Origin of the sequence: Enterococcus sp. HMSC078F03 (assembly GCF_001811595.1) — a bacterium.
Lineage (GTDB): Bacteria > Bacillota > Bacilli > Lactobacillales > Enterococcaceae > Enterococcus > Enterococcus faecalis.
In genome coordinates, this window is the sequence record NZ_KV805551.1 from 45,198 (window position 1) to 70,657 (window position 25,460).

The following is a 25,460-nucleotide window of genomic DNA, read 5'->3' on the forward strand; positions in this document are numbered from 1 at the left end:
CAGAAAATTTTTCGGAAGCATGTTCTATTTTTGGTTTTTTTTTGCTTAAAAACTGCAAAAAATGCTTTTTGTTACATATATTTAATATATGTAACGTAAATGTAATTTTTCGGATCGGTGTTTTGATAGACTTATAACTAGAGGGGTGAAGAGCTTGGCTGGACACGTAGTAAAATACGGAAAGCATCGCGAACGTAGAAGTTTCGCACGTATCAGTGAAGTATTGGAATTACCAAATTTAATTGAAATCCAAACAGACTCTTATCAATGGTTTTTAGATGAGGGACTTCGTGAAATGTTTGAAGACATTTTACCAATTGATGATTTCCAAGGAAACTTATCCTTAGAATTTGTTGACTATGAATTAAAAGAACCAAAGTACACAGTAGAAGAAGCCCGCGCACATGATGCCAACTATTCTGCGCCATTACATGTAACATTACGTTTAACCAACCGTGAAACAGGTGAAATTAAATCCCAAGAAGTCTTCTTCGGCGATTTCCCATTAATGACAGAAATGGGTACCTTCATCATCAACGGGGCAGAACGTGTTATCGTTTCCCAATTAGTTCGTTCTCCAGGTGTTTATTTCCATGGAAAAGTGGACAAAAACGGCAAAGAAGGTTTTGGCTCAACAGTCATTCCTAACCGTGGTGCATGGTTAGAAATGGAAACAGATGCGAAAGACATTTCTTATGTTCGGATTGACCGCACACGTAAAATTCCTTTAACTGTGTTAGTTCGTGCTTTAGGTTTCGGTTCAGATGATACCATCTTCGAAATTTTCGGCGACAGCGAAAGCTTACGCAACACAATTGAAAAAGATTTACACAAAAACGCAAGTGATTCTCGTACAGAAGAAGGCTTGAAAGACATTTATGAACGTCTTCGCCCAGGCGAACCAAAAACAGCAGATAGCTCACGTAGCTTGTTAACTGCACGTTTCTTTGATCCAAAACGTTATGATTTGGCAAACGTTGGTCGCTACAAAGTTAACAAAAAATTAGACTTAAAAACACGTCTATTAAACTTAACCTTAGCTGAAACGCTAGTTGATCCAGAAACTGGTGAAATCATTGTCGAAAAAGGCACGGTTTTAACACACCAAATCATGGAAACATTAGGCGAATACATTGACAACGGCTTAAACAGTGTAACTTACTATCCAAGTGAAGATGCGGTAGTAACTGAACCAATGACGATTCAAGTGATTCAAGTTCTTTCACCAAAAGATCCTGAACGTATCGTAAATGTGATTGGTAACGGCTATCCAGACGACAGCGTCAAAACAGTTCGTCCAGCAGATATCGTTGCTTCAATGAGCTACTTCTTCAACTTAATGGAAGATATCGGCAATGTCGATGACATCGACCACTTAGGTAATCGTCGTATCCGTTCAGTAGGCGAATTATTACAAAACCAATTCCGTATTGGTTTAGCCCGTATGGAACGTGTGGTTCGTGAAAGAATGTCTATTCAAGACACAGAAACATTGACACCACAACAATTAATTAACATCCGTCCAGTGGTAGCAAGTATCAAAGAATTCTTTGGTTCTTCACAGTTATCACAGTTCATGGACCAAACAAACCCATTAGGTGAGTTAACCCATAAACGTCGTCTATCAGCCTTAGGGCCTGGTGGTTTGACTCGTGACCGTGCCGGTTATGAAGTTCGTGACGTTCACTACTCTCACTATGGTCGTATGTGTCCAATTGAAACGCCTGAGGGACCGAATATCGGGTTGATCAATAGTTTATCTAGTTACGCAAAAGTGAATAAATTTGGTTTCATCGAAACGCCTTATCGCCGTGTTGATCGTGCGACAGGCCGTGTTACTGATCAAGTAGATTACTTAACAGCAGACATCGAAGACCATTATATCGTAGCGCAAGCGAACTCAGTTTTAAATGAAGATGGCACATTTGCCAATGATGTTGTTATGGCGCGTCTACAAAGTGAAAACTTAGAAGTTGCTGTAGACAAAGTTGACTACATGGACGTTTCACCAAAACAAGTAGTCGCAGTCGCAACAGCATGTATTCCTTTCTTAGAAAACGATGACTCCAACCGTGCCTTGATGGGTGCCAACATGCAGCGTCAAGCGGTGCCGTTAATTCAACCACGCTCTCCGTGGGTAGGTACAGGTATGGAATATAAATCAGCCCATGACTCAGGTGCTGCTTTACTATGTAAACATGACGGTGTCGTAGAATTCGTCGATGCAAAAGAAATTCGCGTTCGTCGCGACAATGGCGCATTAGACAAATATATGGTTACGAAATTCCGTCGTTCTAACTCAGGAACAAGCTACAACCAACGCCCAATTGTTCACTTAGGTGAAAAAGTTGAAAAAGGCGATACTTTAGCGGATGGACCTTCTATGGAAGAAGGCGAAATGGCTTTAGGGCAAAACGTCTTAGTTGCCTTCATGACATGGGAAGGTTACAACTACGAGGATGCCATTATCATGAGCCGTCGTTTAGTTAAAGACGATGTCTACACTTCTGTGCATATTGAAGAATATGAATCAGAAGCACGTGATACAAAATTAGGACCTGAAGAAATTACCCGTGAAATTCCAAACGTTGGGGAAGACGCGTTGAAAGACTTAGACGAAATGGGGATTATCCGCATTGGTGCTGAAGTTCAAGATGGCGACTTACTAGTTGGGAAAGTCACACCTAAAGGGGTTACAGAATTATCTGCAGAAGAACGTTTATTACACGCAATCTTCGGGGAAAAAGCCCGCGAAGTTCGTGATACGTCTCTCCGTGTACCTCACGGTGGCGGCGGTATCGTTCATGATGTGAAAATCTTTACTCGTGAAGCTGGCGATGAATTATCACCAGGTGTCAACATGTTAGTTCGTGTCTATATCGTTCAAAAACGTAAAATTCACGAAGGAGATAAAATGGCGGGACGTCACGGAAATAAAGGGGTTGTTTCCCGTATTATGCCGGAAGAAGATATGCCATTCTTACCTGACGGAACACCTGTTGATATCATGTTGAACCCATTAGGGGTACCTTCTCGTATGAATATCGGACAAGTACTTGAATTACACTTAGGTATGGCTGCTCGCCAATTAGGTATTCACGTCGCAACACCTGTTTTCGATGGGGCAACCGATGAAGACGTTTGGGAAACTGTTCGTGAAGCTGGTATGGCTAGCGATGCTAAAACAGTTCTTTACGATGGACGTACAGGTGAACCATTTGATAACCGTATTTCCGTTGGTGTCATGTATATGATTAAATTAGCCCACATGGTTGATGACAAATTGCATGCTCGTTCAATCGGACCTTACTCTCTTGTTACGCAACAACCGTTGGGTGGTAAAGCTCAATTCGGTGGACAACGTTTCGGGGAAATGGAAGTTTGGGCACTGGAAGCTTACGGTGCTGCTTACACATTACAAGAAATCTTAACTTACAAATCTGATGACGTTGTCGGACGTGTGAAAACATACGAAGCCATCGTTAAAGGTGAACCAATTCCAAAACCAGGTGTGCCTGAATCATTCCGAGTATTAGTGAAAGAATTACAATCACTTGGTTTAGACATGCGTGTCTTGGACATTGAGGAAGCTGAGATTGAGTTACGCGATATGGACGATGACGATGATGATTTAATCACCGTTGACGCACTAACCAAATTTGCGGAACAACAATCAGCGAAACAGCTGGAAAAAGAAGCAGAATCAGTCGTGAAAGAAGAAGCACAAGACGTTGTTCAAGAAATTGAAACAGCCGAAGACAGAGACTAATTTGTCGCTACCACTCTGATGAGTTGATTCAACTGCGACTTTGTTGCAACTGCGCAAGCCATTACTTGTTCCAAGTGTCGTCAGACCTTCTTTCAAGTGATGCTTGCCATTTGCTAACAAGTTGCTGACTCAGCTTCTCTAAATAAGGAAATGGAGGGAATTCCTTTTGATCGATGTAAATAAATTCGAAAGTATGCAAATAGGGCTTGCTTCACCAGAAAAGATCAGAAGTTGGTCTTATGGGGAAGTTAAAAAACCCGAAACAATTAACTACCGTACATTAAAACCCGAACGTGAAGGGTTATTCTGTGAACGCATTTTTGGTCCAACCAAAGACTGGGAATGTGCTTGTGGTAAATATAAACGTATCCGTTATAAAGGTATTGTCTGTGACCGTTGTGGCGTTGAAGTCACTCGTTCAAAAGTACGTCGTGAACGTATGGGACATATTGAATTAGCCGCACCAGTTTCACATATCTGGTACTTTAAAGGAATTCCATCTCGGATGGGTCTTGTTTTAGACATGAGCCCTCGTGCATTGGAAGAAGTCATTTATTTTGCTTCATACGTTGTCATCGAACCAGGTGACACAACATTAGAGAAAAAACAATTGTTAACGGAACGTGAATATCGTGAAAAACGTGAACAATATGGCCAAGCCTTCAAAGCTGCTATGGGTGCCGAAGCCGTGAAACAATTATTAGATAACGTCGATTTAGATGGCGAAGTTGCGCAATTAAAAGAAGAATTGAAAACAGCTTCTGGTCAAAAACGGACACGTGCCATCCGTCGTTTAGACATCTTAGAAGCCTTCCGTGCCTCTGGTAACCAACCAAGCTGGATGGTAATGGATGTTATCCCAGTTATTCCACCAGATTTACGTCCGATGGTTCAATTGGAAGGTGGTCGTTTTGCAACAAGTGACTTAAACGACTTATACCGCCGTGTTATCAACCGTAACAACCGTCTAAAACGTTTATTAGACTTAAATGCGCCAAGCATCATTGTTCAAAACGAAAAACGGATGTTACAAGAAGCGGTGGATGCTTTAATCGATAATGGTCGTCGTGGCCGTCCAGTTACTGGACCAGGTAACCGTCCATTGAAATCTCTTTCTCACATGTTGAAAGGGAAACAAGGTCGTTTCCGTCAAAACTTACTAGGTAAACGTGTTGACTATTCTGGTCGTTCCGTAATCGTCGTTGGTCCGTTCTTAAAAATGTACCAATGTGGTTTACCAAAAGAAATGGCGATTGAATTATTCAAACCATTTGTAATGCGTGAATTAGTACAACGTGAAATTGCGACAAACATTAAAAATGCGAAACGTAAAATCGAACGTGGCGAAGATGAAGTTTGGGATATCTTAGAAGAAGTTATCCAAGAACACCCAGTTTTACTTAACCGGGCACCTACGTTGCATAGATTAGGGATCCAAGCTTTCGAACCTGTTCTTGTTGAAGGTCGTGCCATCCGTCTTCACCCATTAGTTTGTGAAGCCTACAATGCCGATTTCGATGGAGACCAAATGGCGGTTCACGTGCCTCTAAACGAAGAAGCACAAGCAGAAGCTCGTATGTTAATGCTTGCTGCCCAAAATATCTTGAACCCGAAAGATGGTAAACCAGTTGTTACACCATCTCAAGATATGGTCTTAGGTAACTACTACCTAACAATGGAAGAAGAAGGCCGTGAAGGGGAAGGTATGATCTTCCGCGACATGAACGAAGCTGTTTTAGCATGGCAAAATGGCTACGTGCATTTACACTCACGGATTGGGGTTCAAACAACACTTTTAGGTGACAAACCATTTACTGATTGGCAAAAAGAACGAATCTTAATCACCACAGTTGGTAAGATCATCTTTAACGAAATCATGCCTGTTGAGTTCCCTTACTTGAACGAACCAACAGACTATAACTTAACTGTTCAAACACCAGATAAATACTTCGTAGAAGCTGGTACAGACATTCCTGCACACATTAAAGAGCAAGAATTAGTTTTACCATTCAAGAAGAAAAATCTTGGAAATATCATTGCTGAAGTCTTCAAGAGATTCCACATTACGGAAACCTCTAAAATGCTTGACCGCATGAAAGACTTAGGTTACAAACACTCAACTTATGCTGGGATGACAGTAGGGATTGCCGATATCATGGTTCTTCATGAAAAACAAGCAATCATTGATGCTGCCCACAAACAAGTTGAAACAATTACTAAACAATTCCGTCGTGGTTTAATTACTGATGACGAACGTTATGAACGTGTAATCGGCGTTTGGAACGGTGCCAAAGACGAAATCCAACAAAAACTGATCGAAAGTATGGAAGCTCGTAACCCAATCTTCATGATGTCTGACTCTGGAGCCCGTGGTAACATCTCCAACTTTACACAGTTAGCTGGTATGCGTGGTTTGATGGCCGCTCCGAATGGACGAATCATGGAATTACCAATCATCTCAAACTTCCGTGAAGGACTTTCTGTCTTAGAAATGTTTATCTCAACTCACGGGGCTCGTAAAGGGATGACCGATACTGCCTTGAAGACAGCCGATTCAGGTTACTTAACACGTCGTTTAGTTGACGTTGCCCAAGACGTAATCATTCGTGAAGACGACTGTGGCACTGACCGTGGTCTTGAAATCGAAGCAATTCGTGAAGGTAATGAAATTATCGAACCATTAGACGAACGTCTATTAGGTCGTTATACACGTAAATCAGTTGTTCATCCAGAAACTGGTGCAATCATCATTGGTGCGGATCAACTAATCACTGAAGATCTTGCAAGAGAAATCGTGGACGCTGGTATTGAAAAAGTAACTATCCGTTCTGTCTTTACATGTAACACAAAACATGGTGTATGTAAGCACTGTTACGGACGTAACCTAGCAACTGGTTCTGACGTTGAAGTCGGAGAAGCAGTTGGTACAATCGCCGCTCAATCAATCGGGGAACCTGGTACACAGTTAACCATGCGTACGTTCCATACCGGTGGGGTTGCCGGTGACGATATCACTCAAGGTTTACCTCGTATCCAAGAAATCTTTGAAGCACGTAATCCGAAAGGGCAAGCAGTGATTACAGAAGTAACCGGTGAAGTTATCGATATTTCTGAAGATCCTGCCACACGTCAAAAAGAAGTAACCATCAAAGGAAAAACAGATACACGTACCTATACTGTCCCTTACACTGCACGTATGAAAGTTGCTGAAGGCGACATCATCCACCGTGGTGCACCGTTGACAGAAGGTTCAATTGATCCAAAACAATTATTACAAGTTCGTGATGTTTTATCTGTTGAAAACTACCTATTACGTGAAGTACAACGTGTTTACCGTATGCAAGGGGTAGAAATCGGCGACAAACATATCGAAGTAATGGTTCGTCAAATGTTACGTAAAATCCGCGTAATGGATCCAGGTGACACTGAAATCCTTCCAGGAACATTAATGGACATCGCAGAATTTAAAGACCGTAACTACGACACATTAGTTGCTGGTGGCGTCCCTGCTACTAGTCGTCCAGTTTTACTTGGTATTACCAAAGCGTCATTGGAAACAAACAGCTTCTTATCTGCTGCATCCTTCCAAGAAACAACACGCGTGTTAACAGATGCTGCTATCCGTGGCAAAAAAGATCCATTACTTGGATTGAAAGAAAATGTTATCATTGGTAAAATCATCCCAGCTGGTACTGGTATGGCTCGTTACCGTAACATGGAACCAAAAGAAGTTGGCGTAGCTAGCGAAAACGTTTATAGTATTTCAGACATCGAAGCACAAATGGCTGCTGAAGATGCGATGAAAAACATCAATAAATAAACCCTAAAAAGCCGTAAGGAGCATGCTCCTTGCGGCTTTTTTTATTTGCTATAACCAACTGATTGTGAGTAAGCCCAAACTTAAAAAGGGGACAAAGGGAAGTTTTTGTTCAACTGGATACCCTAAAAATTTACAACTGTAGCCACAGATTAGACCATAACTACTGGCAAAAAATAGTAGCATCAGCAACTGAGGTACCTGTAAAAAACAGCCCCACAAACCCAGTAACAAAAGATCCCCTCGCCCCATGGCTTCCGGAAAATAATGTAAGACGGCTCGGAAAAAACAAAAACAAAAAAGACCAGTCAGTAAGTAAAACGAATGCTGACCCGCCACTTTCAGCAAGTAAAGCACAAAAAAACTAGGATAAAGAATCTTCGGTTCAACCACTAAATACCAGTAATCAATCAAGGATAATGTGAAAGCACTCGTCAGCCACCACCAGAGAATCAAAGCATCAATCTTCAGGCCAGCTGAAAAACAGCTTGCGGTTAACCCGCCCATGACAAGTTCTGCTAAAAGATAACTCTTAGCTACTGGCTGTTGACACTTTCGACAACGAAAGCGCTGCAGCAAAATCGAAACAACTGGAATTAATTCATAGAGTTGTAGAGGCTGGTGGCAACCTTGACAGTGGGAAGGGGGCCACCACAAAGAACGCCCTACTGGTAAGCGCTCCGCCACTAAGCATAAAAAAGAACCGAAACAGGCACCAATCAAAAAGAGACTCAAGAAAAACATAGATTACCTCCTTAAAAATAAACTACGCTTTTTTTAAACTTTTTCATTTGACTAGACAAATCTTTTTTTGTTAGGAATAATAAAAGAAACAAGAAATGAGGGAATCAAATGGAAAAATTAGCGATTGGTGTCGACGTTGGCACCACGCAAGCCAAAGCAGTGGCTTTTCAAGCAAATGGCACAGTCGTAGCTTCTAGCTATGTGCGTTATCCATTAATTCAAGAGACTGAAGGAATGGCGGAGCAAGACCCAGAAACGCTGTTCCAAGCTGTGGTGAACTGTATTCGAACCGTCACACAGCAAGTGAAGAATCAACCAATTGGGCTCATTTCTTTTGCTTCAGCGATGCATGGCTTAATTGCCATGGATGCGCAAGGACGCCCATTGACCCAAGTGATTACTTGGGCTGACACACGAGCGGCTGATTATGCGGAAGCGTTAAAAGAAACGCCAGCGGCCCAATTGTTTTATCAATTGACAGGCATGCCAATTCATCCAATGGCGCCTTTATACAAGATTCGCTGGCTGCAGGAAAATCAGCCAGCCGTTGCGCAGAGCGCGGCCAAGTTTATTGGGATTAAGGACTACATTTTTTACCGTTTCTTTGGCGAATACTGGACAGATTATAGTAGTGCTTCAGGAATGGGTTTATTTAATATTCACACGCGGCAATGGGAATCATCGATTTTAGCGTATTTATCTATTGAGGAGGAACAGTTGCCAAAAGTTGCCCCGTCAACGTTCATTTTTCCAGCATTAGCGCCTTCTTGGCAAGAGATGCTTGGTGTTGAAGAAGAAACGGTTTTAGTTCTTGGTGGCGCGGATGGTCCATTGTCTAATTTAGGTTTGGGAGCGCTAGGAATGGGTGTAGCGACTTTGACCGTTGGTACGAGCGGCGCACTTCGGTATATTGTCGAAGAACCTTTTTTGCATCCGCAAGGTGAAACGTTTTGTTTTGCTCTAGATGAACAGCACTGGGTGATTGGTGGCGCAAGTAGTAATGGTGCAGTTGCGTTAGATTGGGCGAGCCAAACGATTTTTGCAGAAGAACGTCAGCAAGCTATCCAAAACGGGACTAATTTCTATGACCCAATTATGGCCAAAATTGCAACCGTGCCAGCCGGGGCAAATGGCTTACTGTTTCATCCTTATTTGCTTGGTGAACGAGCACCGTTGTGGAATGCAGAGGCGAGCGCAAGTTTTCTTGGCTTGCGCAAAAATCACCATGCCGGACATTTAGCTCGAGCGGTGGTAGAAGGAATCTGTTTCAATTTAAAAACTATTTTAGAGGATTTGAAACAACTCGGTGGACCCGTTCAGGAGATTCGAGCGACAGGCGGCTTTGCTGATTCCCCTGTGTTCCGTCAAATCATGGCTGATGTGCTGGGAGAAACGTTATCGTTCACTGATAGCACCGAAGCTTCGGCATTAGGCGCTGTTTTGCTAGGTTGGCAAGGCTTAGGGCAGTTACCAAATTTACAAGCAGCGGCGCAACAGGTGCTGATTCATGAAACGGTCACGCCACGAGCGGATCAATTGCTAGTTTATCAAGAACTGTATCCTGTTTTTCAAGAAACCCAACAAGTTTTAGCACAAAGTTATCAAAAATTAGCAGAATTCCGCAAATAATTGATAGTAAATAGCTTTGACAAATGACTGAGAAATTGCTTAACTAGAAGAGAGACGAAGACTTGAGGAAATGAGGATGAGGAATGAAGAAACAGCTACTACCACTATTTCTGTTATTCATTGGGGCGTTAGCAAGTTGCAGTGCACCGTCTCGTTCCGGCGAAAAAGCAGCGCAACAGTTGGTAGATTACTTTATTTATCAAGAAAAGACAGCGACATTCTCTCAAACTTTTCGTGAACCGAAAGTCTTAGCGGAGCATTTGCAGACGAGCCGTCAACAGTTCCAGAAGCAATTTTTCAATAGCTTAAAAGAAATGAACGCTGAAGTCACCGAGACTGAAGCCCAGAAGCTTAGCGCAGAATTACTGGCTCAAGTGAAGAAAAAAGCGTCATATCAACTAGTAGCCACAAAAGAATTGAATGGGCAAGCGACAATCACTTTTCAGATTAAGGGCTTAGATTTTGTGACGGCGATTGAAGATACAACCACTGCTCTTCTTCAGCAAACGCAACAGGCAACACAAGCGCTAGACATGCAGCACACGTTAGCCGTTTTAAAAAAAGAAATCCAACAAATCAATGTCAGCCATGAGCCAGTTGAACTGCCATTAACGGTTAAGCAAGTAGAAGGGCAATGGTATTTACCGGCAGCGGAGCAACTGAGACTGAATCAGTTTTTTTTTAGCTTTCGTCACAGGAAAAGAAGATACTGACCAGTTGACAGAGGCACTCGACACGATCCTCACTCAAGCGGAGCAAAAAGTCGTCACTGCGGATGAAAAAACAGCGATTTCAGGAAATTAATTAGATTCTTAATTGTAATTATTATAATTTGATAATAATTTTAAAAAAGAAAGGTTTTCAGTGTACTTTTTTCACAATTCATATTACACTAAGAGTGTAGAAATAATATTTAGGAGGATGACAAAGAATGAAATTTGAAAAAACAAAAGAAATTTTGAACCAACTCGTTGCAGATTTAAGCCAATTTTCCGTGGTAATTCATCAAACACATTGGTATATGCGTGGACCTGAATTTTTAACACTTCACCCACAAATGGATGAATACATGGATCAAATCAATGAGCAATTAGATGTTGTTTCAGAACGTTTAATCACATTGGACGGCTCTCCATTCTCAACATTGCGTGAATTCGCAGAAAATACAAAAATTGAAGATGAAATTGGTAACTGGGACCGCACCATTCCAGAGCGTATGGAAAAATTAGTAGCAGGCTACCGTTACTTAGCAGACCTTTACGCAAAAGGAATCGAAGTTTCTGGTGAAGAAGGCGACGATTGCACACAAGACATTTTCATCGCAAACAAAACAGACATCGAAAAAAATATTTGGATGTTACAAGCCAAACTTGGCAAAGCGCCTGGTATTGACGCATAATTTAAAACAACTCCCAAAGCCGCTGACGTTGACGTTGGCGGTTTTTTTCTGTTTAAAAGGCACAAAAAAATAAGTGAAAATCTATTTTCTGAAAGCGCAGAAAAACATTGACTTTATCAGTGATTGAAGGTAAAATATTAAATGGTATTGTTTGCCCCACAATGAGCCCCGGAAACTCAAGTGTATGTCAAACATCGAAAACAAAATTGGAGGAAAGAAACGTGCGTACAACATATATGGCCAAAGCTGGCGAAGTAGAACGTAAATGGTACGTAGTAGATGCAACAGATGTTCCTTTAGGACGTCTATCAGCAGTTGTTGCTTCTGTACTACGTGGTAAAAATAAACCAACATTCACACCACATGTGGATACTGGAGATTTCGTAATCGTAATTAACGCTGATAAAGTAAAATTAACAGGTAAAAAAGCTACAGACAAAATTTACTACCGTCACTCAATGTATCCTGGAGGATTAAAATCAGTGACAGCTGGTGAATTACGCGACAAAAACTCTCGCCGTCTTATCGAAACTTCTGTAAAAGGTATGCTACCTAAAAACACTTTAGGACGTAAACAATTTACTAAATTGAACGTATACGGTGGAGCTGAGCATCCACATGCTGCACAACAACCAGAAGTATTAGATATCACGAACTTAATTTAAGGAGGGAAATTCATTGGCACAAGTACAATATAGCGGCACAGGCCGTCGTAAAAATGCAGTTGCCCGCGTACGCTTAGTACCAGGTACTGGTAAAATTACTGTAAACAAAAAAGACGTAGAAGAATATATTCCACATGCTGACTTGCGTGAAGTTATCAACCAACCATTTGGCGTAACTGAAACAAAAGGCGCTTACGATGTAATCGTAAACGTAAACGGTGGTGGCTATGCTGGACAATCAGGAGCTATCCGTCACGGAATCGCTCGTGCATTGTTACAAGTAGATCCTGACTTCCGTTCTGCTTTAAAACGCGCTGGGTTACTTACTCGTGACGCACGTATGGTTGAACGTAAAAAACCAGGTCTTAAGAAAGCCCGTAAAGCTTCACAGTTCTCAAAACGTTAATCAACTCCTTGTTGTATCAACGTTTACAAGAGATTTTTGGTTCAAGTTGGTTCAAATCAACTGGACAAAGAATTTAACAAGTTTAAAGCATCAGCATTTTGCTGGTGCTTTTTTTTTTGCATTAATTCAAGATAGTAGTTTTGTGTTGTTTGGACATTAATATGACTTAAGCGTTTTGATACAAAGGTATTATCATAATCTACTTGCTTGTCATCTATAGACGATAGAAATTATTTATCATTAGTTGTGCTAATCATCCTAAATTTGAGTAAAGATCGCCATCATATTTAGCAACTTTTTAAATGCATAAATTTCGCTAACAGATGTATCTTTCCTGAAATCTTGAATAACCTCATTTACATAAAATCAAATTTGGGAATTTTTATTAGATTTTAAAAATTCACTTAATATGAATTGTTTCTTAGTTGTTGATGTGTATTATTTTTACATTTCTCCGTTGATGTTTTGAGTACAATTAATTAACAATGTAAGTGCAATAACTATAATTAAACTAAACCTTTTTCATGTTTACCTCTCTTTATTTTTTAGTTACAACGATGTTTTTTCTAAGTAATTTCACTATTTCTTGTGTTAGTATATAAATGTATAATTTTTGTGTTATAATTACTGTGCATTAGGTATAAACTGATGAGAGGAGCTTGATGATGAAATATGGGAAAATATTTAAGAAATTGTATGAACAAAACTATAATTTTAAGTTAGTTCCTTATGATTGTGCTCCCTCTAATTATTCAGAATTGATAAAAAAGCAAAAGCAGGAAGGGTTTAGACAAGTCCTGTTTAATGTAGAGTTAATGCTAGACTTAGTTAAAGCCGTTTATATTTATCCAGATTTGTATTTGCAAAAAATCAAAATGTGTTCAGATGCAGAAGAAAATGTTCAGTCTGAAATTGATGATTTAGTAATAGAATCCCGTTCAAATAGAGAATTAATATTTAGAATAATTGATGAACTCGAATGGTATTCTGATAGAGAATCTATTGATATTTTTGAAATACATTTCTATGATAAAGAAACATCAAGCAAAACAGTTTTAAAGTCCAATGGTATTGTTTATGGCGATGAAATTGATTCGTTATTCAAACAGTTTATATATCCGCAGTTAATGAGGTATTTTGATGAAGGATAATATAAAGAAACAATTAATACAATTGGTTGTTGTTATTAGTTCGGGAATATGTGCGTATTTTTTTCCTATAGCATCTAAGTTTCTAAATATTCAGTCAGATAAGATATTAATAGGATTTGATATTGCTATTTTTAATACCTGTATAAGTATATTACTGGCAGTCATTCAAGACTTTTTTATGAAAAAGAAGATGAATGTAACAGTCTCTGTGAAATCGGGTAGCCAAGAATCGAATAAATTATATATTTCTAATGATGATGTAGATGAAGAAAAAACGATTGATGTTGTAGTAAATATAGATGTAAGTGGGAAAAAGCGGTTTTGTAAAAAGAACATAATGATAAAATGTCCAACATCATATATTCTACAGTTAGAAAAAAGGAAAAATGTTTCTTTTATAAAAGAAATTACGACATCAGAAGAGTATGAGATAGACTTAAATGAAATGTTATCTAAAAGTCCCGAATTTGATATTTCTTTTTCAAGAGAAATTCATTTTTCTCTTTTACTAGAAGAGCATAATCGAGGGAATAAAGATGAACTAAGGTTTGAAAGGGAAAAAAATTGGGGTTTGATCAGCATTAATAGTAATGGGCTTAAATTAATTCAAAAATAGGGTGGTTGAAGCATAATGGCATATTCAAAGTGGGTGGATAATACAGATAATTCTTTAGAAAGTTTGATAGATAAGTTTTTAATAAATAGAGAGGGGACATTGGACCCATTTAGTAATGAAACTCTATTACACAAAGTAGATTTGGCATTTGATGATAACCAAACATTTAAAATTGACGAAAAGGTAGTTACATATAACTATTTAGTTTATCAATATGAGTATATAAGAAAGAATGAGATAACTAACCCAATAAGAGAAAAAAGAGTAGGATTGTATGTTGCAGATATAATAATTTTTAACTATAATTTTAAAAATTACTACATTGTAGATAAAGGATACACTACCCCCACTCTTGGGAATTTAAGAACTTTAGCCGGATATTCGGGTAAGATGGAGATATCGGAGCAACGAATTATTGGTATTAAAACTGATTTGTTTATATGGATGATTCACCATTTACTTGATAATCCCAATTCGTTCCTTAATGATCAAAATAACACAAAAGTAGAGAGTGTTATTGGGTTTAAAGGCTCTACAGCAGATAAATTAGCAGAAATTTCTGGTTCAGGAGAAAAGATAATGAAGATGTTAACGACGCTTTTATTTCTTTTTGAGAATCAAAAAATTTCCAAAGTGGAAACAACTGTTTTTAGAAAAGATGAACGCTTCAAGTTGACGTTAGGTGAAAAGAGCCTGGTAGAGATTGATTTCAATTCTTTTGAAGGTGAGGACTTTTTTGTAGGGAAAGAAGAACTTAAATCAAAAGTCGCAATAAAAGTTTTTGTGGATGTAATACCCAACCTTATTTCAATTTTTTCCGATGAAATAGATTCAAAAAAATGGTCAATGAGAAAAGAAGAGAAGTTTTTTAAAGATATTGGAAGAGACTTGTCGAGAAAAATAAATGAAAAATTACGAACTAAAAACAAATGATTTTTAATAGTATATTTGAGTGATTATTCACAGATATTGTATTCAACTAACATCTATTTTGGTTCAAATTGGTTCAAGTACCATCAATAAACATCCAAATCTGTCCATCTCAATCCATATTCTAAACTAGTAAGTTATTTATATAAAAGGATTCTAATGGATTGGAATTCCTAAATGATAGCAAGTTCTGTTCTCAAAACGTTAATTATTTGGAGTCGTTGCGAACGTGTTCGCTTACGAATCAATTACAATGTTTCAAGACACTTTCCATTTTTTGGAAGGTGTCTTTTTTTATGGTAGCGACAGTGTGTGTTCTGTCATAAACCAGTATATAAAAATTCACATACTGACAATATGTTTATCTTTCTTACCAAGAGAATAATTGATTCCGATTTCAGCAAGTATACTCATTACGAATAACGCACTTACGCAGATGATACATTTCTTTTTAGTTGATTTCCTCATTTTGATCGCCGCTATTTCTTTTTTCTTTGAATTCATCATACGTTTTTGGGAGATATTTCTTTATTAACTTTTTCTCTCTTGCGTTTTGGAGGGAGTAAGTTGCGGTTTTTTGAGAGATTAGTATGTTTAAACTGAAGAGTTATTAAATAATTAAAGTATAGTAAATCAAAAAACAAATATAATAAATGAAATTTACGCCACTAATATTGCAACCATAGCTTATTTATGCGATCCTAAATATAATAAAACTAACAAAATCAATTAGATTAGAGGGTTAAAATATATGAAAAAAGAAATTCACGTAGTAGGAGCAATCATAGTGGAGAACGGGAAAGTTTTGTGTTGTCAAAGAGGACCTGAACGTGCATTAGCAAATCTTTGGGAATTTCCTGGTGGAAAAATCGAGAATGGTGAGACGAAAGTTCAAGCGCTTGAACGTGAATTGCAAGAAGAATTAAAAATAGAAGTAACGATCGTCAAGGAAGAGTATGCTTTTTGTCGATATGAGTATGATTTTGGTTTCGTTAATCTAACTACATTTATCTGTTATTTAGAATCAGGTGAACCTCAGTTGACAGAACATCTACAAATTAAATGGCTAACGCCAAATGAATTAAACCAACTTGAGTGGGCGCCTGCTGATATTCCTACTGTGGAAAAATTAGTAGAAAAAGGTGTGGGAACTGAACAAAATGGATAATTTAGAATTGGCGTTACAAAAGGCATTTATTAATAAAGAAGCTCTAGGTGACGATCTTACACCTAAATTTATTGTGAACAATCCCAAAAAACATGATTATTTATTGAATACATTGAGTAAAGATTTGAAAAGCTGTAAGACTTTTTTTATAGCCGTTGCATTTATAACACCTAGTGGTTTAAATGCAATAAAAACACAACTGGCTGATCTGGCTTTGCGTGGAATCTCTGGAAAAATCTTAACATCAACATACTTAAATTTTAATGATCCACACGTATTTCGAGCATTGTTGAATATTCCAAATGTAGAAGTACGAGTTTCTAAAAAAGAAGGTTTTCATTCAAAAGGATATTTGTTTGAGATGGAGGATTATCAAAGCTTTGTTATTGGTAGTTCGAACCTAACAATGTCTGCTTTGAAACTTAACTATGAGTGGAATGTTAGATTAACTTCAAGAGAGAATGGCGAGATGGTTTCTTCTATTCAAAAGCATCTCATTCAAGAATGGCATGAGGCACAGTCGCTAACCCTAGAATGGGTCGATGCATTTGAAAAAAATTATCATCCTATTGTTAATAGAAAGATGTTAGTGCAAGATGTTTCTGAAAACGAGTGTTTAGATACGCAATATATTTTGCCGAACTCTATGCAGAAAGAAGCGCTTAGAAGTTTAAAAGCGCTTAGAGAAACGGGCGCAACTAAGGGAATGATTGTTTCGGCGACTGGTACAGGGAAAACGTATCTAGCAGCATTTGATGTGCAGCAATTCCATCCTAAACGTGTATTATTTATTGTTCATAGTGAGCTAATTTTAATGAAAGCATTAGAATCATTCAAATTGATTTTAGGTGGAAAAGATGATGATTATGGTGTTTTATCAGGGAATTCTAAGAATTTTGATGCAAAATATCTATTTGGAACAATTCAAACAGTATCTAAAAGTGAATATCAAGAGCGTTTAGGAAAAGAAGCGTTTGACTATATTTTGATTGATGAAGTCCATAAAGCTGGAGCGAAATCTTATATTAAAGCCATTGAATTTTTCAATCCCAAGTTTTTATTGGGAATGACGGCTACACCTGAAAGAACAGATAATTTTAATATCTTTGAGCTATTTGATTATAATGTAGCGTATGAAATACGTTTGCAAGCCGCTTTAGAATTAGAACTGCTTTGTCCATTTTATTATTTTGGCGTAACTGATTATGAAAAAGATGGTGAAATCATTGATGAAACAACCGATTTAAAACGTTTGCTACAGGAAGAACGAGTTGATTTTTTAATAAAAAAAATTAACTATTATGGTTATTCGGGAGATAGTCCTCGAGGCTTGGTGTTTTGTAGTCGTAAAGACGAAGCAAGGCAGTTAGCAGAGATGTTTAACGATCGTGGAATTCCGAGTGCTTATTTATCAGGTGACCATAATTTTGATAAAAGAGAAAAGGAAATTAAGCGTTTAGATACTGGAGAGATTCATTATATCTTCACGGTTGATATTTTTAATGAAGGTATTGATATCCCTAAAGTAAATCAAGTAATTATGCTGCGAAATACGCAATCTAGTATTATTTTTATTCAGCAATTAGGTCGGGGGCTAAGAAAAGACCCATCAAAAGAATTTGTTACGGTAATTGATTTTATTGGTAATTATAAAAATAACTATATGATTCCTATGGCTTTATCTGGAGATAGTTCTCAAACTAAGAATAGTTTACGTCGCGATACAATTGATGTGACGTATATCAGTGGTTTATCTTCAATTAATTTTGAAAAAGTTGCTCGTGAGCGTATCTTTAAATCAATTGATCAAGCTAAATTAGATGCGATGTCAGAACTAAAAGCTAGTTATTTTAAGTTGAAAAATCGGTTGAATAGGGTTCCTTACCTGAATGATTTTCAAGTGTTAGATGGCGTGGATCCATTGTTGATTATAGGTAAAGAAAAAACATACTATAATTTCTTGGAGAGGATTGGGGAAGCAGAAGCTAAATTAAGTGAAGAAGAAAACAGTGCACTAAAATTTGTTTCTGTAGAATTGCTATCAGGAATTCGCCCGCATGAACTTTATGTTATTGAAGAATTTTTAATGACAGATAAAGAACAGTTATCTTTAGAGGAAATCACAGCGCTGTTTGATACGTTTAACCTGACGTATACGACAGATACTCTAGCATCTGTTGTTAAAGTCTTAGATTTATCTTTTTACGAATCAACAATTAGAAAACGTTATTTGTTATCACAAATGTTTAAGATGAAAGAAAATTGTTTACAAATAACAGAAAAATTCAGAGAGTTTAAAAAGAATTCTTATTTCATCAATTTGATGTTAGATGTAATCCATACAGGGATTAACAAATCTATGGAGTATGATTTATCCCAACCGTTAAATTTATACAAAAAATATCGTCGTAAAGATGTTTTACGATTATTAAATATGAACTTTAATCAAAATGAACAAAGTATTGGTGGCTATACAAACAGTAATAATCATTTTGCTATTTTTGTAACTTTGGATAAAGGCAAAGATTTTAAAGCTGCACGTATTGCTTATGAGGATGAATTTATTGATGAACGAACATTCCATTGGTATACAAAAGCGCCTAGAAATCTACGCTCGCCAGAAGTTCAACTTTTGCGGAATCCTGGGGAATATAAATTTCATTTATTTGTGAAACGGAAATATAATCAAAAAGAGAACGAAACAGATTTCTATTATCTAGGCGAAGTAGCCCCTCTTCAAGAAACTATCCAACAAGTCGAAAAACAAGACAAAGAGGGTAAGAAAAAAAGCGTCGTTAAATTAGACTTTACCTTAGAAACACCTGTAGAACCTAATATGTATGAATTTTTAACGCAATCTATTCGTACAAATGAATAAGATTTAGAAAAAGATGGAGCTTGGGACATAAGTCGAAATGACTTATCTTCTTAGACCTAAATCTTAAGATAAACGGTGGGACAGGAGCAGCTTCTTCGGAAATAAGCCAAAATTCCTCGAAAGCCGAAAAGCATCTTTCGGAAATTTTTTCTTATTTCTTGAAGCTAAACACTCCTGTCCCGACCTCAGAAAGTATAGAGCCTCTTTTTCTTTCAAACCAATTAACCTACCTTTTTCAAATAGCAATTAAGTGTTACAATAATACTCATGAATATTTATACATTAAGGAGAGTTACGAATGACTGATGCTCTTGTGATACAAGATTTACGCAAAGTGTACGCTTCAGGTGTTGAAGCGTTGCGGGGGATTGATTTAACAGTCGAAGAAGGCGATTTTTATGCTCTTTTGGGACCGAATGGCGCAGGAAAATCAACGACGATTGGGATTGTGACCTCGTTAGTTAATAAGACTTCGGGGAAAGTCAAAATTTTTGGGTATGATTTAGATACGGAAATAGTGCGGGCGAAGCAACAGATTGGGTTAGTGCCGCAGGAGTTTAACTTCAATCCGTTTGAAACGGTCCAGCAGATTGTGGTCAATCAAGCGGGCTATTATGGGGTGTCTCGTAAAGAAGCCATGAAACGGAGTGAAAAGTATTTAAAACAATCCAATTTATGGGAAAAACGGAACGAGCGGGCTCGAATGCTTTCTGGCGGAATGAAACGTCGCTTGATGATTGCTCGCGCGCTGATGCATGAGCCGAAGTTATTGATTTTAGATGAACCGACTGCAGGTGTCGATATTGAATTGCGCCGTGAAATGTGGGCCTTTTTACAAGAGTTAAATGCGCAGGGAACCACGATTATTTTGACGACCCATTACTTAGAAGAAGCTGAGATGTTGTGTCGCAACATTGGGATTATTCAGTCTGGTGAATTGATTGAAAACACCAGCATGAAGCACTTGTTAGCAAAATTACAATTTGAAACGTTTATTTTTGATTTAGCACCTTATACGCAGGCGCCAGTTATTGAAGGCTATCAAAGCGTATTTGAGGACGAGTTAACGTTAGCGGTGGAAGTGGAACGAAACCAAGGAGTCAATCACTTGTTTGAACAGCTAAGTCAACAAGGAATCAAAGTATTGTCAATGCGGAATAAGTCCAACCGTTTGGAAGAGCTCTTCTTGAAGATTACTGAGGATACGTACCAAAGGGAGGATCAACATGTTTAGTCTGTATTTTACTGCTTTAAAAAGTTTAGCTGTGAAGGAAACCAACCGTTATTTACGGATTTGGGTCCAAACACTGGTACCGCCAGTGATTACGACGTCCTTATATTTTGTGATTTTTGGGAAAATGATTGGCGGGCGAATTGGCGACATGGGCGGTTTTTCTTATATGGAATTTATCGTGCCAGGTTTAATTATGATGTCAGCCATTACAAGCTCGTACGCCAATGTTTCATCTTCCTTTTTCTCACAAAAATTCCAGAAAAATATCGAAGAAATTCTCGTGGCGCCAGTTCCAACTCATGTGATTATTTGGGGATTTGTGATTGGTGGCGTTGGTCGTAGTATTTTGGTCGGTGCGTTAGTCACCATCATTTCTCTATTTTTTGTCCCGTTGCACGTTGTTTCTTGGCTGATGGTCATCATGACTTTATTGATGACAGCGATTCTTTTTTCTTTAGCTGGTTTGTTAAATGGTATTTTTGCGCAATCCTATGATGATGTATCGATTGTGCCGACCTTTGTGTTACAGCCTTTAACCTATTTGGGTGGGGTTTTCTATGCCATTTCCATGTTGCCGCCATTTTGGCAAGCTGTCTCAAAAGTTAATCCGATTGTTTACATGATTTCTGGGTTCCGCTACGGTTTCCTAGGGGTTCAAGATGTGCCAATTGGTATTTCTATGACCATTTTAATCTTATTTATTGTCGTTTTATATGGCATTTGTTGGTACCTTGTAGAAACAGGGCGTGGCTTACGTAGTTAAGCCGTAAAAAGATTAAACTGTCTGAATCACTCATTCTAGCGAGCAGATTCAGACAGTTTTCTTGTTTCTAAGTATGCCTTTTTTGATTCTTCGTGCATTTCCCTGTATAATAGCAATGTTTCGCACCAGAATATGTCGACAAGTTGTCGTTGAAAATAAAGAAAAAATCAGAAACGGAGTATATGAAGATGAGCAAGAATTTTTGGGCAACATTGCCAAAGCCCTTTTTTGTTTTAGCACCGATGGAAGATGTTACTGATGTGGTCTTTCGTCATGTCGTGAAAGAAGCTGGAGCACCAGATGTGTTTTTTACAGAGTTTACTAATTCAGATAGTTATTGTCATCCTGCAGGAAAAGACAGTGTGCGCGGGCGCCTCGTTTTTACAGAAGATGAACAGCCGATGGTGGCACATATTTGGGGGGATAAACCGGAATTTTTCCGTGAAATGAGTATCGGCGTAGCGGAGATGGGCTTTCAAGGATTAGACATAAATATGGGCTGTCCTGTGCCCAACGTGGCTGAGCGTGGAAAAGGCAGCGGGCTAATTTTGCGCCCAGAAGTCGCGGCTGAATTGATTGACGCCGCCAAAGCAGGTGGCTTACCTGTTAGTGTCAAAACACGCATTGGGTTTACTGAAATGGCGGAAATGGAGGCGTGGATCACGCATTTATTAGAGCAAGACATTGCGAATCTATCCATTCATTTGCGAACACGAAAAGAGATGAGCAAAGTGGATGCCCATTGGGAGGTCATTCCGCAAATTATGGCTATTCGGGACCGTGTCGCACCGCAAACGACAATTACGATTAATGGGGATATTCCCGATCGTCAAAAGGGCCTAGAATTAGCAGAACAATATGGTGTAGATGGCATCATGATTGGTCGGGGGATTTTTAAAAATCCTTATGCCTTTGAAAAAGAACCCAAAACACATACGCCACAAGAATTACTGGGCTTGTTACGTTTACAATTGGATTTGCAAGACAAGTATGCAGAATTGGTGCCTCGCTCCATCGTTGGGCTGCATCGCTTCTTCAAAATTTATGTCAAAGGCTTTCCAGGTGCCAGTGATTTAAGAGCACAATTAATGAATACAAAATCAACGGATGAAGTGCGCCAGTTGTTAGCGACGTTTGAAGCAGAACATGGTGTGCTTGACTAAATAAAAAAAGAGAGGAGCGTGGGACAAAAATCACTTTGGATTTTTGCTCCACGCTCAAAAACTGATAAACGGCGGGAACAGAAGCAACTCCTTCGGAAATAAGCCGAAATTCTCCAAAAATTATAGAACAATTTTCGGAAATTCCTTCTTATTTCTCGGAGTTAAACACTTCTGTCCCGACCTTCTCTCTTTTGAATGCTTAATGCGCAATCATTTCTTGGGCAATTTCTTGTTTGCTTAAGTCGCTTGGATAATACGTTGGCCAGTTGTCTATTTCATTGAACAGACTTTCTTGGCTATCGCCGCCGAAGAAGATGTGGAAATGAGCGGCTTTCGTTGGTGCGATGTTGTGGTCACTAAATTGGACGTATTTAAACCGCCCAGCATTGGCATCGTCTGTTTCAAAAAGGAAACGGACGCCACGGTTGCCTTTTGCATAGTTTAAAATTTTATAACCGGCTGCTTTATAGGTGAATTTTTGTGGTTTGCCATCGACCAGAAACTCGATGGTGGAATCAGTGATGTTGATGTGGTCGACATCGGTTTGATAGCCGGCATCATAGTAGGTTTTGTATTCGGCTGGTGTTTTATCTTTTTTCAGTTTCGCTTTGTAATCGAAGACTTGGTCTAATGTGCCATCTTTTAATAAAGGATAGACGGATTGCCAATTTCCAGCGTAATCTGCCAGTGTTCTCTCAGCCACCTCACTGTCTTTGAAATAGCCGTTAGCCACGGTTTTTTCTGTTTTTTCAGAGGTTTCTGGCTGAACCTCTTTCCCGGCTGTATCTGTTGTTTTTTTCAAAGCAGTTAAGTTTTCTTTCATTACAGAAAGATAATCTTCGCCATTGTCCATTTGTTTTTGTGTCAAACTTTCTAGCGGGTTTAGGACTTCCAATTGAACATTCGCTTCGTCAGCTAACGTTTTAGCAATTTTATCGTTGGCATTTTTTTCAAAATAAATATAGCGAATTTGGTTGTCTGTGACATATTTTTTCAACTCTGCCAAGCGCCCTGCTGTTGGCTCTTGTTCAGGTGTTAAACCAGCTATTGGCACTTGTTTTAAGCCGTAATCTAAGGCAAGATAACCAAATGCAGCATGTTGGGTAACAAAACTTTTTTGCTTAGCGTCTTTCAAAGCTGTTTGGAACTCTTTGTCTAAGGCTGTTAATTTTGTTAAGTATTTTTCTGCGTTTGTTTCAAATGTTTTGGCTTTTTTAGGGTAAAGTTTGACTAATTGTTCTTTGATGTTTGTAACTTCTTGGATGGCACGATGGGGCGAAACCCAAGTATGCGGATCTAATTCATGGTGGTGGCCTTCTTCGCCATGTTCGTGGTCATGGTCGTGTCCGTCTTCGTCACTGCCAGGAAGTAAGACCATGTTTTCGGTACCTTTAATGACGTTCGGGGCTCCTTTTTTCCAGCCTTTAGCAGCTTTTGGTACCCAAGATTCCATATTTTCATTGTGGTAAACGAAAACATCCGCATCATGGATGGTAGCCATATCTTTGGCGGATGGTTCATAATCGTGGGGTTCAGAACCAGCAGGGATTAACAATTTGACGTCTCCTTCATCGCCTACAATATTTTTAGTGAAATCGTACATAGGATAAAAAGTCGTGACAATGGATAGTTTTTCTTTACCGTCAGCTGTTTTATCAGAAGTGTTTGTTCTGCCGCAAGCGCCGAAAAGAATTAGCGATAAGGCGGCTAACAGGGGAAGAGTAAATTTTTTCATAGGTGTGCTCCTTTAGTGAATTACGCAATTTTCTTTTGTTTATTGCGCTTATGTTCTTTAATGATTTTAAGTGCGCGTTTTCGTGTTTTGATGTTGGGACTTTTCAGTCGACGATAAGCACTAGATAAGTCAGTTTTTTCCATTATATATAGGACCTCCATTTCGTAAAAAAATAATTTACGGAGTAGCTATTTTGTTGAGGGTTTGAAAGGTTTCTTGAATTTTTTTTGTCTCTAATTCTTTGCCAATCAGAACAATTGTCGTTTCTTGAGGGGGTTGATTCGTCATTTGAAAGGCCACTTGCTGGTTGACGCCTTGCATGGCAATGGCCAAGTCATGCTCCTGTAAGGCGAGAATCCCTTTGAAACGGTATAACTTTTCTTGATGCGTATACATTAACCAATCAAGCCAACGAGTGAAAAGAGGTTCGTTGAGGGCTGAGGACGCCGTTAGCGTGAGGGAGTGAAAGGTATGGTGATGATGCTCGTGGGCGTGCTCATGCGGGGAATGAGTCATTTCGTGTTCTGTAAGTGTTGCCGTAAACTTATTTAATTGAAAAAAGTCACTAGCCAAAAGGGGCTCGTTGGCTTGAAAGGATAAAATATCAGCAAAAGGATTAATGGTACGAAGGGTTTCTTGGAACGTTGGTAGCTGAGTGATGTCTGCTGGTTCCTTGACAGAAAAAAAGAGGCGATCTGCTAAGGCCAGTTGTTTGATGGCTTCGGTTTCTTGAAGTTGCTGTTGCCAATGATGCCCATCAACGACCGTTAAGAGACTGTCTATATAGAAATGATTTTTGATGTGCGGGGTCGTTAAAATTGTTTGAATGATTGGTTGCGGATCAGCAATGCCCGTTGTTTCTAAAATGACTTGGGCAACGGTTTGTTGTTCTTCTTGGTACACTTCTAAGATTGCTGATAAAGAGGCAAGAAGATCTCCTCGTAAGCTGCAACACATGCAACCATTATTTAATTGAATAATTCGTTCCGTGGTTTGTAAAAGTAATGCGTGGTCAACGCCTGTTTGACCAAATTCATTTTCAATAATAATAATTTCTTCTTTAGGAAACGGTGACTGCGCAAGCGCATGGTTAATTAAGGTTGTTTTTCCTGCGCCTAAAAAGCCAGAAACAATGGTGATTGGAATGCCCATCAAGTTTTCCTCCTGTTATTTGACTTCAGTGAAAAGTGCGCGGCGCCGTAGTTTTGGTGAATATTTTTTCAGCTGTAATTTTTCTGGTGTATTTCGTTTGTTTTTACTTGTTAAGTAAAGGCGCTCGCCAGTTTCAGCGCAAGCTAACGTAATGGTTTGGCGCATAGTACCGTCCTCCAATTTGATTTTTTTAATTGCGTATAAAAGATAAAGGGGGCTGCGAGGTCAGCCCAAAGGCGAC

General features: G+C 38.7%; 19 protein-coding genes and 2 pseudogenes. 15 read left to right on the forward strand and 6 right to left on the reverse strand.

Annotated features, from left to right (window positions below; genetic code table 11):
• The first annotated feature begins 154 nt into the window (after nt 1-154).
• Nucleotides 155-3,769, forward strand: coding sequence for a DNA-directed RNA polymerase subunit beta (gene rpoB, locus HMPREF2810_RS04225; RefSeq protein WP_010712913.1), 3,615 nt, complete (start codon nt 155-157; stop codon nt 3,767-3,769).
• Between the two features lie 166 nt (nt 3,770-3,935).
• A complete protein-coding gene (rpoC, locus tag HMPREF2810_RS04230; RefSeq protein WP_002354777.1) occupies nt 3,936-7,589 on the forward strand; it encodes a DNA-directed RNA polymerase subunit beta' in 3,654 nt (1,217 codons plus the stop codon).
• A gap of 48 nt (nt 7,590-7,637) precedes the next feature.
• Here rpoC and HMPREF2810_RS04235 read toward each other — a convergent pair whose 3' ends face one another.
• Nucleotides 7,638-8,330: a prepilin peptidase gene (locus HMPREF2810_RS04235; protein ID WP_002383169.1), complete on the reverse strand. Its 693-nt coding sequence runs from the start codon at nt 8,328-8,330 to the stop codon at nt 7,638-7,640.
• 108 nt (nt 8,331-8,438) lie between these two features.
• Here HMPREF2810_RS04235 and HMPREF2810_RS04240 point away from each other — a divergent pair, with 108 nt between their 5' ends.
• From HMPREF2810_RS04240 to rpsI, 5 genes and pseudogenes are all read left to right on the forward strand, one after another.
• Complete coding sequence (locus tag HMPREF2810_RS04240) at nt 8,439-9,959, forward strand: gluconokinase (RefSeq protein WP_002383170.1); 1,521 nt, start codon at nt 8,439-8,441, stop codon at nt 9,957-9,959.
• Nucleotides 9,960-10,042: 83 nt separating this feature from the next.
• A pseudogene (locus HMPREF2810_RS04245) lies at nt 10,043-10,763 on the forward strand (DUF5105 domain-containing protein).
• Between the two features lie 127 nt (nt 10,764-10,890).
• The gene (locus HMPREF2810_RS04250) at nt 10,891-11,358 is read left to right on the forward strand and encodes a Dps family protein (RefSeq protein WP_002354782.1); all 468 of its coding nucleotides are present in this window, start codon (nt 10,891-10,893) and stop codon (nt 11,356-11,358) included.
• 236 nt (nt 11,359-11,594) lie between these two features.
• Nucleotides 11,595-12,023 carry a 50S ribosomal protein L13 gene (gene rplM, locus HMPREF2810_RS04255; RefSeq protein WP_048670019.1) on the forward strand — a complete coding sequence of 143 codons (429 nt, stop codon included), beginning with the start codon at nt 11,595-11,597 and terminating at the stop codon, nt 12,021-12,023.
• A 13-nt stretch (nt 12,024-12,036) separates the two neighbouring features.
• Nucleotides 12,037-12,429, forward strand: coding sequence for a 30S ribosomal protein S9 (rpsI, locus tag HMPREF2810_RS04260; protein WP_002354786.1), 393 nt, complete (start codon nt 12,037-12,039; stop codon nt 12,427-12,429).
• Between the two features lie 56 nt (nt 12,430-12,485).
• Here rpsI and HMPREF2810_RS15995 read toward each other — a convergent pair.
• Nucleotides 12,486-12,629: pseudogene (locus HMPREF2810_RS15995) on the reverse strand (site-specific integrase); the annotation flags it as partial.
• A gap of 462 nt (nt 12,630-13,091) precedes the next feature.
• On the opposite strand from HMPREF2810_RS15995, the gene HMPREF2810_RS04265 reads away from it, so the two are divergent.
• The 8 genes from HMPREF2810_RS04265 to HMPREF2810_RS04300 all read left to right on the forward strand — a co-directional run bounded on the left by HMPREF2810_RS04265 (nt 13,092) and on the right by HMPREF2810_RS04300 (nt 22,332).
• Nucleotides 13,092-13,580, forward strand: coding sequence for a hypothetical protein (locus tag HMPREF2810_RS04265; RefSeq protein ID WP_002383173.1), 489 nt, complete (start codon nt 13,092-13,094; stop codon nt 13,578-13,580).
• Nucleotides 13,570-14,196 (forward strand): hypothetical protein, encoded by a 627-nt coding sequence (locus HMPREF2810_RS04270; RefSeq protein ID WP_002383174.1) that lies wholly within the window; start codon nt 13,570-13,572, stop codon nt 14,194-14,196. Before HMPREF2810_RS04265 ends, HMPREF2810_RS04270 begins: the two co-directional genes overlap by 11 nt.
• A gap of 15 nt (nt 14,197-14,211) precedes the next feature.
• Nucleotides 14,212-15,129 (forward strand): hypothetical protein, encoded by a 918-nt coding sequence (locus tag HMPREF2810_RS04275; RefSeq protein ID WP_002383175.1) that lies wholly within the window; start codon nt 14,212-14,214, stop codon nt 15,127-15,129.
• A gap of 748 nt (nt 15,130-15,877) precedes the next feature.
• Nucleotides 15,878-16,294, forward strand: a complete 417-nt coding sequence (locus HMPREF2810_RS04280) for a (deoxy)nucleoside triphosphate pyrophosphohydrolase (protein WP_002381045.1) — start codon at nt 15,878-15,880, stop codon at nt 16,292-16,294.
• Nucleotides 16,287-19,172: a DEAD/DEAH box helicase gene (locus HMPREF2810_RS04285; protein ID WP_002383177.1), complete on the forward strand. Its 2,886-nt coding sequence runs from the start codon at nt 16,287-16,289 to the stop codon at nt 19,170-19,172. The genes HMPREF2810_RS04280 and HMPREF2810_RS04285 overlap by 8 nt, the downstream gene beginning before the upstream one ends.
• 298 nt (nt 19,173-19,470) lie before the next feature.
• On the forward strand, nt 19,471-20,406 hold the full coding sequence (locus HMPREF2810_RS04290; RefSeq protein ID WP_002383178.1) for an ABC transporter ATP-binding protein: 936 nt from the start codon (nt 19,471-19,473) through the stop codon (nt 20,404-20,406).
• A complete protein-coding gene (locus HMPREF2810_RS04295) occupies nt 20,399-21,169 on the forward strand; it encodes an ABC transporter permease (protein WP_002354811.1) in 771 nt (256 codons plus the stop codon). The genes HMPREF2810_RS04290 and HMPREF2810_RS04295 overlap by 8 nt, the downstream gene beginning before the upstream one ends.
• A 188-nt stretch (nt 21,170-21,357) precedes the next feature.
• Entirely contained in the window at nt 21,358-22,332 is a 975-nt protein-coding gene (locus HMPREF2810_RS04300; RefSeq protein ID WP_010715483.1) for a tRNA dihydrouridine synthase, read from the forward strand.
• A gap of 199 nt (nt 22,333-22,531) precedes the next feature.
• Here the strand turns inward: HMPREF2810_RS04300 and HMPREF2810_RS04305 are convergent, their stop codons facing one another.
• Genes HMPREF2810_RS04305 through rpmG form a run of 4 tightly spaced genes read right to left on the reverse strand, consistent with a single transcriptional unit; the run spans nt 22,532 to nt 25,384 of the window.
• Entirely contained in the window at nt 22,532-24,067 is a 1,536-nt protein-coding gene (locus tag HMPREF2810_RS04305) for a metal ABC transporter solute-binding protein, Zn/Mn family (protein ID WP_002383180.1), read from the reverse strand.
• Nucleotides 24,068-24,087: 20 nt separating this feature from the next.
• Complete coding sequence (locus HMPREF2810_RS04310) at nt 24,088-24,210, reverse strand: putative metal homeostasis protein (RefSeq protein WP_002383181.1); 123 nt, start codon at nt 24,208-24,210, stop codon at nt 24,088-24,090.
• Nucleotides 24,211-24,244: 34 nt separating this feature from the next.
• Nucleotides 24,245-25,219, reverse strand: a complete 975-nt coding sequence (locus HMPREF2810_RS04315; RefSeq protein WP_002383182.1) for a CobW family GTP-binding protein — start codon at nt 25,217-25,219, stop codon at nt 24,245-24,247.
• Between the two features lie 15 nt (nt 25,220-25,234).
• Nucleotides 25,235-25,384: a 50S ribosomal protein L33 gene (gene rpmG / locus HMPREF2810_RS04320; protein ID WP_002354818.1), complete on the reverse strand. Its 150-nt coding sequence runs from the start codon at nt 25,382-25,384 to the stop codon at nt 25,235-25,237.
• Nucleotides 25,385-25,460 lie beyond the last annotated feature (76 nt).

Bases quoted from the DNA above. Each gene is read 5' to 3' on its own strand.
- HMPREF2810_RS04235 (WP_002383169.1), bottom strand. From the start codon at position 8,330: ATGTTTTTCTTGAGTCTCTTTTTGATTGGTGCCTGTTTCGGTTCTTTT.
- HMPREF2810_RS04240 (WP_002383170.1), top strand. From the start codon at position 8,439: ATGGAAAAATTAGCGATTGGTGTCGACGTTGGCACCACGCAAGCCAAA.
- HMPREF2810_RS04250 (WP_002354782.1), top strand. From the start codon at position 10,891: ATGAAATTTGAAAAAACAAAAGAAATTTTGAACCAACTCGTTGCAGAT.
- rplM (WP_048670019.1), top strand. From the start codon at position 11,595: ATGGCCAAAGCTGGCGAAGTAGAACGTAAATGGTACGTAGTAGATGCA.
- HMPREF2810_RS04265 (WP_002383173.1), top strand. From the start codon at position 13,092: ATGATGAAATATGGGAAAATATTTAAGAAATTGTATGAACAAAACTAT.
- HMPREF2810_RS04270 (WP_002383174.1), top strand. From the start codon at position 13,570: ATGAAGGATAATATAAAGAAACAATTAATACAATTGGTTGTTGTTATT.
- HMPREF2810_RS04275 (WP_002383175.1), top strand. From the start codon at position 14,212: ATGGCATATTCAAAGTGGGTGGATAATACAGATAATTCTTTAGAAAGT.
- HMPREF2810_RS04280 (WP_002381045.1), top strand. From the start codon at position 15,878: ATGAAAAAAGAAATTCACGTAGTAGGAGCAATCATAGTGGAGAACGGG.
- HMPREF2810_RS04285 (WP_002383177.1), top strand. From the start codon at position 16,287: ATGGATAATTTAGAATTGGCGTTACAAAAGGCATTTATTAATAAAGAA.
- HMPREF2810_RS04290 (WP_002383178.1), top strand. From the start codon at position 19,471: ATGACTGATGCTCTTGTGATACAAGATTTACGCAAAGTGTACGCTTCA.
- HMPREF2810_RS04295 (WP_002354811.1), top strand. From the start codon at position 20,399: ATGTTTAGTCTGTATTTTACTGCTTTAAAAAGTTTAGCTGTGAAGGAA.
- HMPREF2810_RS04300 (WP_010715483.1), top strand. From the start codon at position 21,358: ATGAGCAAGAATTTTTGGGCAACATTGCCAAAGCCCTTTTTTGTTTTA.
- HMPREF2810_RS04305 (WP_002383180.1), bottom strand. From the start codon at position 24,067: ATGAAAAAATTTACTCTTCCCCTGTTAGCCGCCTTATCGCTAATTCTT.
- HMPREF2810_RS04310 (WP_002383181.1), bottom strand. From the start codon at position 24,210: ATGGAAAAAACTGACTTATCTAGTGCTTATCGTCGACTGAAAAGTCCC.
- HMPREF2810_RS04315 (WP_002383182.1), bottom strand. From the start codon at position 25,219: ATGGGCATTCCAATCACCATTGTTTCTGGCTTTTTAGGCGCAGGAAAA.
- rpmG (WP_002354818.1), bottom strand. From the start codon at position 25,384: ATGCGCCAAACCATTACGTTAGCTTGCGCTGAAACTGGCGAGCGCCTT.